Origin of the sequence: Kineothrix sp. MSJ-39, from assembly GCF_018917935.1 — a bacterium.
Lineage (GTDB): Bacteria > Bacillota > Clostridia > Lachnospirales > Lachnospiraceae > CAG-194.
On record NZ_JAHLPN010000004.1, the window covers coordinates 98,598 to 110,810 of the forward strand.

The 12,213-nt window shown below is 44.3% G+C and carries 14 protein-coding genes; 1 reads left to right on the forward strand and 13 read right to left on the reverse strand.

Translation table 11 applies throughout. The features are described from left to right. Positions 1 to 25 precede the first annotated feature (25 nt). The gene (locus KQI22_RS04405; RefSeq protein ID WP_216550871.1) at positions 26 to 1,117 is read right to left on the reverse strand and encodes a DegT/DnrJ/EryC1/StrS family aminotransferase; all 1,092 of its coding nucleotides are present in this window, start codon (positions 1,115 to 1,117) and stop codon (positions 26 to 28) included. Between the two features lie 5 nt (positions 1,118 to 1,122). Beyond that, positions 1,123 to 1,959, reverse strand: a complete 837-nt coding sequence (locus KQI22_RS04410; protein WP_216550872.1) for an arylamine N-acetyltransferase family protein — start codon at positions 1,957 to 1,959, stop codon at positions 1,123 to 1,125. A 148-nt stretch (positions 1,960 to 2,107) separates the two neighbouring features. Between KQI22_RS04410 and pdxR the strand changes: the two genes are divergently transcribed. Continuing rightward, positions 2,108 to 3,508, forward strand: a complete 1,401-nt coding sequence (gene pdxR / locus KQI22_RS04415) for a MocR-like pyridoxine biosynthesis transcription factor PdxR (RefSeq protein ID WP_216550873.1) — start codon at positions 2,108 to 2,110, stop codon at positions 3,506 to 3,508. Between the two features lie 170 nt (positions 3,509 to 3,678). Here the strand turns inward: pdxR and tsf are convergent, their stop codons facing one another. From tsf to KQI22_RS04470, 11 genes are all read right to left on the reverse strand, one after another. Next, entirely contained in the window at positions 3,679 to 4,761 is a 1,083-nt protein-coding gene (tsf, locus tag KQI22_RS04420; RefSeq protein ID WP_216550874.1) for a translation elongation factor Ts, read from the reverse strand. Between the two features lie 54 nt (positions 4,762 to 4,815). Next, positions 4,816 to 5,556 (reverse strand): 30S ribosomal protein S2, encoded by a 741-nt coding sequence (gene rpsB / locus KQI22_RS04425; protein WP_216550875.1) that lies wholly within the window; start codon positions 5,554 to 5,556, stop codon positions 4,816 to 4,818. 226 nt (positions 5,557 to 5,782) lie between these two features. Next, the gene (locus tag KQI22_RS04430) at positions 5,783 to 6,544 is read right to left on the reverse strand and encodes a hypothetical protein (protein ID WP_216550876.1); all 762 of its coding nucleotides are present in this window, start codon (positions 6,542 to 6,544) and stop codon (positions 5,783 to 5,785) included. A gap of 2 nt (positions 6,545 to 6,546) precedes the next feature. Next, entirely contained in the window at positions 6,547 to 7,542 is a 996-nt protein-coding gene (locus KQI22_RS04435; RefSeq protein WP_216550877.1) for a DUF6115 domain-containing protein, read from the reverse strand. 28 nt (positions 7,543 to 7,570) lie between these two features. Then, positions 7,571 to 7,894, reverse strand: a complete 324-nt coding sequence (locus tag KQI22_RS04440) for a hypothetical protein (protein WP_216550878.1) — start codon at positions 7,892 to 7,894, stop codon at positions 7,571 to 7,573. A gap of 13 nt (positions 7,895 to 7,907) precedes the next feature. Next, positions 7,908 to 9,500 (reverse strand): DUF342 domain-containing protein, encoded by a 1,593-nt coding sequence (locus KQI22_RS04445; protein WP_216550879.1) that lies wholly within the window; start codon positions 9,498 to 9,500, stop codon positions 7,908 to 7,910. Positions 9,501 to 9,521: 21 nt separating this feature from the next. Beyond that, positions 9,522 to 10,295 carry a FliA/WhiG family RNA polymerase sigma factor gene (locus KQI22_RS04450; RefSeq protein WP_216550880.1) on the reverse strand — a complete coding sequence of 258 codons (774 nt, stop codon included), beginning with the start codon at positions 10,293 to 10,295 and terminating at the stop codon, positions 9,522 to 9,524. A gap of 16 nt (positions 10,296 to 10,311) precedes the next feature. Continuing rightward, a complete protein-coding gene (locus tag KQI22_RS04455) occupies positions 10,312 to 10,599 on the reverse strand; it encodes a hypothetical protein (RefSeq protein WP_216550881.1) in 288 nt (95 codons plus the stop codon). Next, positions 10,596 to 11,081 (reverse strand): chemotaxis protein CheD, encoded by a 486-nt coding sequence (locus KQI22_RS04460; RefSeq protein ID WP_216550882.1) that lies wholly within the window; start codon positions 11,079 to 11,081, stop codon positions 10,596 to 10,598. Before KQI22_RS04460 ends, KQI22_RS04455 begins: the two co-directional genes overlap by 4 nt. A gap of 24 nt (positions 11,082 to 11,105) precedes the next feature. Then, on the reverse strand, positions 11,106 to 11,723 hold the full coding sequence (locus KQI22_RS04465; RefSeq protein ID WP_216550883.1) for a chemotaxis protein CheC: 618 nt from the start codon (positions 11,721 to 11,723) through the stop codon (positions 11,106 to 11,108). A gap of 31 nt (positions 11,724 to 11,754) precedes the next feature. Beyond that, entirely contained in the window at positions 11,755 to 12,213 is a 459-nt protein-coding gene (locus tag KQI22_RS04470) for a chemotaxis protein CheW (protein ID WP_216550884.1), read from the reverse strand.

Below are 12,213 nucleotides of genomic sequence, written 5' to 3' on the forward strand. Positions count from 1 at the left end.
TATTCCTTGTTCCAAAACATTTCATTTAAAACGCATTTATTTTTTCAATTACATACGCCTGTTCTTCCGCAGTCATTCCTGTGTAGATTGGCAGGCTCAATACCTCATCCGCATATTGCTCCGCAATAGGATAATCACCTTTTTTTGCGCCAAGATACCGATAGCACTGCGCCAAGTGTGGCGGAACCGGATAGTGTATCAGTGTCTGAATGTCGTTCTTTGCAAGATACTTTAAAAGCGCATCTCTTTCACGGCATCGTATCACATACTGATGATAAATGCTGTCCGCACCTTTTTGTACCTGTGGCTTTAGAATCTTGCTGTTATTGATACCACTGTTATAGCAGTCCGCCAATGCTTTTCGTTCTTTGTTCAACTCATCCAGATGCGAAAGTTTTACCCGCAGCAAAGAAGCCTGTAACTCATCCAGCCGGGAGTTAAGACCTTCTATCTCGTGGTAATACCGGACACGGCTTCCGTAATTGCGCATCATCCGAACCATATCCGCAAACGCTTCATCATCCGTTACAACTGCACCTGCATCCCCGAAAGCACCAAGGTTTTTTGTCGGATAGAAACTGAAGCATCCGGATATGCCAAAAGTTCCTGTCATTTTTCCGTCAAAGCATGCCCCATGAGACTGTGCGCAGTCCTCAATCACGGCTATACCGTGTTTTTGTGCAACTGCCATAATTTTTCCCATATTGCTGGCCTGCCCGTACAGATGTGTTACCAGAATTGCCTTTGTCCTGTCGGTCACAGCCGCCTCTATCCTCTGTGCGTCCATATTAAAATACTCATCCGGCTCCACAAACACAGGTGTTGCACCGTTCTCCGTGATTCCGATTACGGTCGCAATATAAGTGTTGGCCTGTACAATAACTTCGTCTCCTGCACCAATCCCCAATGCCCGCACAGACATGATCAGTGCATCCAATCCTGAATTTAGTCCTACACAATATTTTCTGCCTATATACGCAGCAAATTCCCGTTCAAACTGCTCCACTTCTTTTCCAAGCACATACCAGCCGGAACGGAGTACACATAGCGCAGCCTCCTCATATTCCCGTTGGTACATTTGAAACTGCCTGTCCAGCACATTCGTTTTTATCTGCATCTTCGTTACACTGCCCCTTTCTGCGGTACTTCTTTCCCGTTTTCGTCCTTTTTCTCTTTCAGATTATGAGAATATCCATCTAACCCAAAATATGTTTTTAAAATATTACTAGTTTCCAATTTACTGGTGAGTTTTTTTCTCAACTGTACCTTTGCATTCCGGTATTCCCGAAATACGCCGTCTACTAAAGTGAAATTGCTTTCCCCGCTGAAAATAGATATTTTCATAAATTTATTAAACGTGGAATCGGGATGTTTTTCACAATAGAAAGAGGGCATGACAAAATCATCATCTATCTGTGGCTCCTCCGTAAATCCATACATGGCTTTCCATGCCTTTCCCCGTTCTTTCTGCCAGAGCACCCACCCATAAAAAGGATCCCGCCCAAATCTGTATTGGCAAACGCCATCCGACTGCAATTCATCACATCTCAATTTCAACGGAATCCTTGGGGATTCGCTCCGTACTCCTACGTCGGTAAGGTAACGCTCATTTCCCATTTGAACAATCAAAACCCTGTGTCTTCTCATCTGCACAATTCCCGGCTCATCCATAAACCTTGCGGAATATTGTGTAACCTGAAATCCGATGCTTTTAAGAAGCTCTCCATACAAACCTTGAAGTTCGAAACAATATCCACCTCGCTCTTCTGCCACAATCTTCTGGAATAAATCTTCCACTTTCAAAGACAGCGGTATACCCGCCAATATAGCAAGATTTTCATAGGGAATATGGGTGATATGCGCCCACTGCAACCCGGATAAAGTATCTAAATTCGGGAAAACGGGCTGGCTGTACTCAATCCGTTGTAAATATTGTTTTATCTGCATATTCTCCAGCATATCTAAATCCACCTTGTTTTCATCTGCTTTTCCTTGCGTTTTTCTACAATATTTTTTATACTATCATCAGATTGGTTCTTCTTAAAGTTCCAATTTCATAAAATTATATAGAACCAATTTTCAAAGCAGATATGGAGGGACGGATGAGATGCTTACAATTGACAAAAAATCCGGAGTTTCTCTTTATGGACAGTTATACGAACAGTTAAAACAACAAATTTTTTCCGGGAATATGGCTGCCGGACAACGGCTGCCTGCTACCCGTGAACTTGCCGCCGAATATCATTTAAGCAGAAATACGGTCATCAATGCGTACCGCCAATTGGAAGTGGAAGGGTATATAAGGCCCGTCACTGGTTCCGGGTATTATGTGGAAAACCTTACCTCTTTTAAAATTGATTTCCCGAAACCTGCTACTTTTCCGGTCATGTCAAAACAAACGGCAAAGTCATACGACTATACATTTGTCTACGGCGATCTGGATTACAATTGCTACAGTTCCAAAACATGGCGAAAATGTATGCTAAATGCTTACGACACACTCGCCTCAAAAGACAGCATAGCCTATGAGGAACCACAGGGATTTTCTAATCTGCGTCATATCCTCAGTGGCTATCTGTATCTGTCACGGGGCGTCAAATGTTCTGCTGAGCAAATCATATTTACAAGCGGTCATCAACAGTCCATGAATATGATAGCAAGCCTGTTTCACCGTACAGACTGGGGCTTCGCTATGGAAGATCCTGGCTACAGTGGAACAAGACAGGTCATGGAACATCATGATTTCCATATCACACCTGTCCCCGTAGAAAATGATGGAATTTCCATTGATGGAATTCAAAATCTTTTTCATACGCTGCTGTGCGTCACACCGTCCCACCAATTCCCATTAGGGAGCGTACTGCCTATATCAAAACGGTTACAGCTTTTGGAATGGGTAAAGAAAAATGACGGATACATCATAGAAGATGACTATGACAGTGAACTGCGTTACCACAACCGCCCCATACCCTCCCTGCAGTCCATTGATTCCAGTGAGCGCACCATCTATCTCGGAACTTTTTCAAAATCACTTTCCCCCGACTTAAGGATGGCATATATGGTACTTCCAACACACCTGCTGCCTTCCTATCGAGAAAAATATTTATATGCAAACTGTACAGTTCCTGCGCTTCTTCAATTAACGCTTGCCGAATACATAGAAAGCGGAGAATATCAGCGTCATATCAATGCCATGAGAACACATTACAGAAAAAAGCATGATTACATCAGAAATTATGTCAAAGAAAATTTATCCGGAAAAGCTGTCCTGCTCGGCGAGGATGCTGGTTTGCACTTTGTCCTCTCCATACAAACAAAGAGAAAACAGGATGAACTGATAGAATATTTTACACGGAACAGAATACAGATATACCCTACAGCTCCTTTTTGGAGCAATAAGGCTCTCTACCCTCAAAATCAATTTTTACTTGGCTTTAGTGCAATACCACTGACGCAACTTCCAAAAGCAATGGAACGTCTCTCAGAAGTAATAAACGGCATAGATTGAATTTGTGGGGTTTACCGAAAAAGAATTCTTACGTTTGAAGCTTTTAAGTTCGAATCTAAATACAAAATAAAATACCCCGGGATCAGAAATGATCCCGGGGATTTGTGTTGTGTTGTGAGTTTTATTAACTTTATTATGATTTGTAGTCTAATACTTGATTTACCTGTAAATTAAGCATTAGCCATCTGTGCAGCTACTTCTGCAGCGAAGTCTTCATTTTTCTTTTCCATACCTTCGCCAACTTCAAAACGAACAAATTTCTTGATTGCAAGATCTTTGTTTACAGAAGCAAGATATTTTGCTACAGACTGTTTTCCATCTTCTGCTTTTACATATGTCTGATCAAGCAGGCAGATCTCTTTCAGCTGCTTAGATACACGACCTTCTACAAGACCGTTGAAGATCTTATCAGCTACGATTGTTTCTTTATCAGCCATAGCGATCTCAGCAAGCTGTGCAGCAGCTTCCTTTGAAAGGAAGTTGAATAAATACTGCATATTAGATTTCTTTTCTTCGTAGATAGCTACATCTTCTGCTGACCATACACCAGCAACTGCTTTTTCGATCAGTTTGTTTAAGATCGGTTTTGGCAGAGATGCAGGATCATTTAATGCGCTGTCAACTGTGATCTCACGAAGCTTTGCGACTTCTTCATCAGCCATATCAGCTCTGCTGATATACTGTGGGTTCATAGCTGCGATCTGCATTGCGATATTTGTAAGTGCTTCCTTAGCTGCATCATCAGATGCGCCAGTACCGGCAACTAATACACCGATTCTTCCGCCGCCGTGAAGGTAAGATGTTACAACATCTCCTGTTACCTTCTCAAAACGTCTGAAGGATAATTTTTCACCAATTGTTGCTGTCTTTTCAACTAAAGCATCTTTCAGTCCGTTCTCACCAAGAAGTGCTTCTACATCTTCGCCGTCCTTGCCACCGTTTAAAGATGAAGCAAGTGCCTGATCAGCGATAGACTGTACAAATTCCTGGAATACTGCGTTCTTTGCAACGAAGTCTGTTTCTGAGTTTACTTCTACAACAACTGCTGTATTACCGTTTGCTGCTGTACGTGTAATACCCTCTGCTGCGATACGGCTGGCTTTCTTCTCAGCCTTAGCTGCGCCGCTTTTTCTTAATACTTCAACTGCTGCATCCATATCTCCATCAGTTTCTGCAAGAGCTTTCTTACAGTCCATCATGCCTGCACCAGTCATTTCTCTTAACTCTTTTACCATAGCTGCTGTGATAGCCATTTTCGTGTCCTCCATTTATATTATGTTAGTCGTAATCTTACTTTCGGATACTGATTATTCAGCATCTGCCTCTGCGGATTCTTCAGCTTCTGCCTGAGCAACTTCCTCAGCTGAACCCTGATTTGCTTCGATAACAGCATCTGCCATCTTGGAAACGATCAGTTTTACAGCACGGATAGCGTCATCGTTACCCGGGATAACGAAATCAAGTTCTTCAGGATCACAGTTTGTATCAGCGATACCGATCAGAGTGATTCCAAGAGCCTGTGCTTCCTGTACGCAGATTCTTTCCTTCTTAGGGTCAACAACAAAGATTGCATCCGGAATATGTTCCATCTCTTTGATACCGCCTAAGTTCTTCTCGAGTTTTTCCATTTCTTTCTTGATCTGGATTACTTCTTTTTTAGGAAGAACATCAAATGTACCGTCTTCTTCCATAGCTTCATATTTCTTTAATGTAGCGATACGTGTCTGGATTGTCTTGAAGTTTGTCAGCATACCGCCTAACCATCTCTCATTTACATAGTACATACCGCAACGCTCAGCTTCTGTCTTAACAGCTTCCTGTGCCTGCTTCTTTGTACCAACGAAAAGGATTGTACCACCTGCTGCAGCGATTTCAGATACTGCCTGATAAGCTTCGTCTACTTTACCTACAGATGTCTGCAGATCGATAATGTGGATACCATTTCTCTCTGTGTAGATGTATGGAGCCATCTTAGGGTTCCATCTTCTTGTCTGATGTCCGAAATGAACACCTGCTTCTAATAACTGTTTCATTGAAATAACGCTCATGTCTTTACCTCCATTTGGTTTTTTTGCTTCCGCATGCTTCTTCTTTTACAGTCATTCTTCCCGGGCGTTATACGGGATGTGCGCTGCACAAAGTAATAAAATGCATTTATTACCCAGAAAACCAACTGAAAATCTGCATACGTGTTTTCTAGTCACAACGAATAGAGTTTAACATAAAAAATCCCTTACTGCAAGGGATTTTTCGTATTTTGTGAAATTGTGAATTCTACCTCGTTGTCAGAATCTTTGCGATCTCCGCCTCGCCGGAACCTGCCGGAATTGTCTTGACACCCGTGCAGATCTTCTTATCATAACCATTTTGGCAGAGATATTTGTCATAGGCGGCTGCATCGCTGACCAGTCCTGCCTCATACAGCTTTCTGGCTACCGTATCGGAGCCGTCGCCGCTGCTGACTGTGATCTGCTTGCTGCCTGCAGCTTGTGTATCTGTGTCTGCTATACTGCTGCCCGCTGCGTCTGTCTGTTCTGTATCACCTGCAGCGCTTTCGTCCTGTTCATCCGCCGAACTTTCATCTGCTGTGCTTTCCGCCGTACTGTCCGCATCTGCACTGCCGTCTGTCTGCCCGGTCTTTGTTTCCGTACGTTCTGCCGCATCCGGATCTTCATGATAAATGTCCTGCTGCAGGCTGTCTGTCATTCCTGCTTCAGCAGCATCTGTATTTCCCACTTCCCTGTCGAGCAGTGGATTTTCTGTTTTTTCTTCTGCTGCCAGTTGATTTGCCAGAGAAGTTTCTTCCTTCACCTGATCGGACAGCTCAGTCGATTTTGTATCTTCCGCAGCATTCTCTGACACTGTATCTGCCAGCACATCACTGCTGTATTTCATTTCCATGCCAAGTGCTTCGGCGCGTTCTATGATCTGTTCATCTGTCAGACGCTCTGTTTTGCCATGTATTGTCAGTGCCATAAGGATCGCTGTCACAAAAATGCCAATGCCGAGCCCCCGCATATAATATCGTAATTTCATCCCTACATCTCCTTAAACAAGTCAATGATCAGTTTTACTTCGCCGACGCCGAGCCCAAGCTCTTTTGCGATCGCCACATTGCTTTTTCCCTGTTTATGAAGCGCGAGTACGCGTTCGTTTTTATTGCTGCTGTCTGTAATCGGCTGCAGAGAAAGTGCAATATCGCCGTTTTCCAGTGTCTGCTGCTTTGTCTTTGCTTCTGCTTTTGCCTTCGCAACCTTTTTCGGTTTATTTTCTGCCGTTTTTGCTTTTTCCGCAGGCTTAGCTGCCGGTTTTACCGCAATTTTCTCCTCAGTCTTCACTGCCGGTTCTGCCGGCTTTTCAGCTTTTTCTTCTGCCGTAGCTGCTTTTTTCTCCTTTGGGATCACAGGGCTCTGTGCAATTGCCTTTTTAACAACAGACTCCGCCGCTTTATCCATCTCATGCAGGCTGTCCTCCCTGCGTTTCAGCTTTTCAATCCCGGAAAGACTGATCGGCTCAAAATTTTCCTCCACAATCGGTTCACCCGTTCTCGCATCTTCCATCACAGGTTCAACCGGGACATCCGGATCGATTTCAGGCTCTGCCGCCCGTGCAGCATCCAGCTCACTCACCTTGGCATTTGCTTCCTTCACCGCCATAGATACTTCTGTTGCCGTTTCTTTCAAATTTTCATGCTTGTTATTGAGCATGTCATATAAAAACATGACTTCTTCATGGTTTTTATGGATATCTTCCAGAACAGTCTGTGCATACTCTGAAACTGCTGTCATCTTTTCATTCGTCAGGCGTTCCAGCCCCCGCTCTGTTTTTTCCATGGAATAATGAATGGTTTCATCCACAGCGTCTGTTACCTGTGAGCGTACATTTTTCATTTCCTCCTGCAAAAGTTCCTGCAGTTTTTCCTGTGTCAGTTGTCTGTCTGCTGCGTCCAGTTCACTTTTGCTTTCCGGTACGATAAAACTTGCAATAAAAATAACCGCACCTAATATCAGAAGCAAAATCTCCAATGTTGTCATAGTATCTTCCTCTTTTCATATGCCAGTATCAAATCGAACAGTCAAAATGAGAAATACTGTTCTTTCCCTTAATGACTCTTCCTTCCGGTGGAATCTCGTTTTTCTTTCTTCTGCGTCCACCATCTCCGAAATATTCATTCTTCCCTTTTTCACTCGCATCCTGACGTCTCTGTCTTGTATCCGTTTCTTCCGAACGTCTGACCTGACCTGCCTGCTTTTTTTCTGCCTTTTCCATCTGATTCTGAAAGGCTGCCTGCTCGGTCATCGGTCTGATATCTTCATTCTGCTTGATCGCAGAAATATCCTGTGCACGTCCTACCATCATATTCAGTTCGATCGGTCCCAGTGCCATAACGATTCCTCCTTTACAGTGCGGTGTACTTCACTTCACCGCCGATCAGGGCAAAACGGCAAAACTGTACTTTGCTCTTTAACGTCATGGAATCATCCCCGATCACAACCTTTGTCCCCGGATATGCAGTATCCCGCACGCAGACACAGGCCTCTGTCTTCTGTCCCAGCAAAACTTCCAGTTCATCAAATTCCGCATTGTCTTCCGCCAGCTGTTTTTCCATCTGCTGACTGGCAGCAAGCAATGTCTGTACATATTTCATCTGCTCCGGCGAAAGTTTAGCACCACTTTTGATTTTTGCCGCTGCACCTGTCAGAGTTGTCTTTACCGTTGTATATTTTTTCTGTAATTCTACAAGTTCTTTCTGCAGCACCACATATCTTGCCTTCTGCTCCGGATTGACACCAACCTCTACCACTGTGTCCGCTCCAAGCTCTGATCCAAGCGTTTTACAGGATATCTTGACGGTTGCCCGTACAATGCCGCCTGCAATAAATCCTTTTCTGCCATCTACGGTTACCTCTGTTTTTGCACTTACCTTACTGTGCATCAGAGAATCCGCTTCTACATAAGTTCCGGCTTCGATCACCGCATTTTCCACAAATTTGGCAACTACTCTGCCACCTGCCAGAAGCTTGCCGCGTCCCATACCGTTCATCCCGCGCTCAATGATAATATCACCGCCCGCCTGGATTGTGGCACCTTCCACCACGCCTTTGACCTGTACGTTTTCCGCTGCGGTCACGGAAAAACCTGCCTGTACGTTGCCGTTTACGATCACACTGCCCTCAGAAGTAATATTTCCGGTAGCAGGGCCAACATTCTCCACTTCATAAATATTGGAAACAAACACCTGATCACCTGACAGGACTACGTGCCCGTTGATATCGGAATATAACTCCAGTCTGTCTTCCGATATCGTTATATTTCTGCCAAAACGGAGTGTCAGATGTTTGACATCCCGCGGTCTGATCCGCTCTCCCAGCACATTGCAGCCTTCCTCCCCTTTATCCTCGGGATGAAGTCTTGCCAGAAGATCTCCCTTTTTGCAGTGATTCATTGTATTCAGATTAAAAAAATCAACCGAGCCGTCTTCCCGTCTCGTCGGCTTTGCCTGTAGATCTGTTTCAAAGAAATACTCGATCCACGCATTCTCGCCGTGTCTCGGTTCTTTTCCCCTTGCTACCACAATATCCGTGCAGTAAGTTCTGTCTTTGAGGAATGCATCGATTGCTGCTTCATCAATTCCAAATCTGACCTGCCTTGCATAAAGATCCTTTAAGATCTCATCCTTTGTCATCAGGCTGCCAGCACTGCTTGGTGCGATAAACCGCGCTGTCACAGTCATTTTATCCTCTGACATGCGGAAAAAACACATTTCGTTTTCCTGATAAGAACGCATGCCACAGAGCGGGATCTGTACAGGCTTATCTTTCAGCCTTCCGATTGTCTGATAGATCAGTTTGATGTCATAATCCGAAATTCCTTTCAGCTGCAGATACGCCGCAATCTCGTCAATACTGAGCGGACTGCCTCCGTTTGTCTGCGGGATCAGTTCGATTGCTGTTCCTGTCTGTGATATGATCAATCGAAAATATGCGTTCATATAAGCCCCCTTTCTCCCGGACTACACGGTTTCATGCAAAATTCCCATATAATTTCCAAGCTTTTTCTTCATCTTGGAAAGTCCCTTCGTATGTAACTGGGAAACACGCGATTCCGATACTTCCAATATATTGCTGATTTCTTTCAAAGTCAGATCTTCATAATAATAAAGAAGAATGACTTTCTTTTCTTTCTCTGTCAGAAGTTCCAGTGCATCTGCCAGCTTTGCTTTCAGCTCCTGCTGCTCTATCACGGATTCCGGCTGTGCAAAATGTCTGGAAACCTGTCTGCCGTCGCCTGAAATATCACTTCCCTGCTCCAGATATTCATTCAGGGAAACAATCCCCGTGATCTTCATACTGGATTGCCAGTCCGTATATTCTTCCTGCGTTATGCCCAGTCCCTGTGCAATCTCTTCATCAGTTGCTTCTCTGCCCTTTTCCAGTTCGACCTGACGCATCACACCTTCGATCTGTTTCTGTTTTTTTCGTATCGTACGGGGAATCCAGTCCATTTTCCGGATCTGATCCAGAATTGCCCCCCTGATACGAAGACTCGCATACGTTTCAAATTTCACATCTTTTAAAGAATCGAATTTATCTATTGCATCGATCAGTCCAAAGATCCCATAACTTACCAGTTCTTCATATTCCACATTGCTGCCAAGATACATATGAAGCCTGCCTGCTACCACCTTTACAAGTGGGGCATATTCCAGAATGATCTTCTCCCGGATGCCCGGATCCTTTGTTCTCGCATAATCCACCCAGAGACGCTTTCTTGCCGCTTCCTCCATAGATTACCCTCCTTGGCTACTGTTTCTCAATCACAGCGCCATCCTCACTTTGCTGTTTTTCTTCCTGCTGTCCTGTCTCCTGTGCAGCTGCATCCTCCTGCTGCTGTGCTTCCTTCTTCTCCTGCTGCATGCCAAATTTGTCAAGCATCAGCCTGATCACACAGCCAAGCACATAAAAAACTGCAAAAACAAGAAGAAGCACCCAGGACATCGTATACAGATCATAATGCATCCAAAACATGACAATGCTTGCCACCAGTCCTGCTGTCAGCATAACAAGCGCTGGTATATTTCTGGTATTCATATTGTGTATGTTTCCTTTCCAACTGCCTTGATCTGAAATTCACCCGTTTCCGGGTAAAAAATAACGGTTCTACCGAAATTCTTTCCTGTATCTTCCGCCAGAATCGGTATGTTCAGCTGTTTCAGCTTTGCTTTCGTTGCTTCCACATTTCTCTCACCCACGCGTACCATACTGGATTTGTTCTGGAATGCAAACATTTGTGCTCCACCGGCTATCTTTGCAACCAGCCTCGATCTGTTGCCACCCGCTGCCACAATCCGTCTGACCAGTTCCTCAATTCCCGTATCAGCGAATTTGGGGATGTTGGAATTGTCTTTGATCTGCGTACTGTCAGGCAGCATAATATGGGCAAGACCTCCAATACCTGTTACCGGATCCCGCAGTGCGATTCCTACACAGGATCCCAGTCCCAGAGTCGTAATGCCGTCCGGACTGATACAGATATTCAGATCTGCCATTCCCACTTTTATTATCTCACTCATTCCATTACCCTGTTACACTTTCTACTAATTACATCCCAAAGATGCCATGATCTTATCATAAGATTCCAGATCAGGCACAAGAATAAAAAAGCCGTCCAGCAATTTATCATCCGTAAACTGTGTCTGGATCAACAGGATCCTGTCACCCAGTGCCCCAAATTCTATCGCCGGAACACTTAAGATCGCTCCCGCCATATCAATGCTCAGATCGGGAACCGATGGGATGATCTTCATATTAGTCAGCATGGATAAGGAATTCAGATACGCGCCCGTAATAATATTACCGATCTCTTTCAGTGCAGAAAGTTCCATTTCCGAAAACTCCCCGCTGGCCGGTCCGGATACGCCCATCAGCTTATTCACAAGATCATGAGCCGCATCTTCCTTCAAAAGGAACATGATACTTCCGGTAATATCACCTTCCACCAGAAGGTAAACACCTGCCATGATCTGCTCCTCACCGCCCATCACCGCACCAACCTCCTGAAATTCCAGAAGTTTGACCTGCGGAACCTTCATATCCACCTTGCAGCCAAGCATCTGTGCCAATGCAGTCGTTGCATTACCGGCACCGATATTGCCCAGTTCTTTTAAGATGTCAAAATATTGCTGGGATACATGATTTAAATCAAATTTACTCATATATACCCCCCCTTTTCTAAATGTAATGCGTTTATTGTCCGTCTTTATCTGTAAATGTTGCATTGACATCCAGCAGGGAGATCAGTCTGTCTCTGTCCTTACCGACTCCGTTGATAAAGTTTGCTTTTGTGTCCTTGGAATCATAAGCAACCTTTTCAATCTGGGAATGCTCCAGTGTTACCACTTCTTCTACCGCATCCACTAAAACACCGATACTGTCTCCGCTTTCCAGTTTGATAATGATGATACGTGTTGCTTTTGTAATTTCATCATCGGCAAGTCCCATTTTCAGCCGCAGGCTGATGACCGGAATGATCTCACCGCGCAGGTTAATCACACCCTTTATGTAGCTCTGCACCTTTGGCACACGTGTAATACGCTGCATCCGGACAATATTATCTACATATTTGATATCGATACCGAACTGCTCATCTCCATAACGGACTACGATGAACTGTGTTGTCATATACTGCTCTTTTAATTCGTCCAT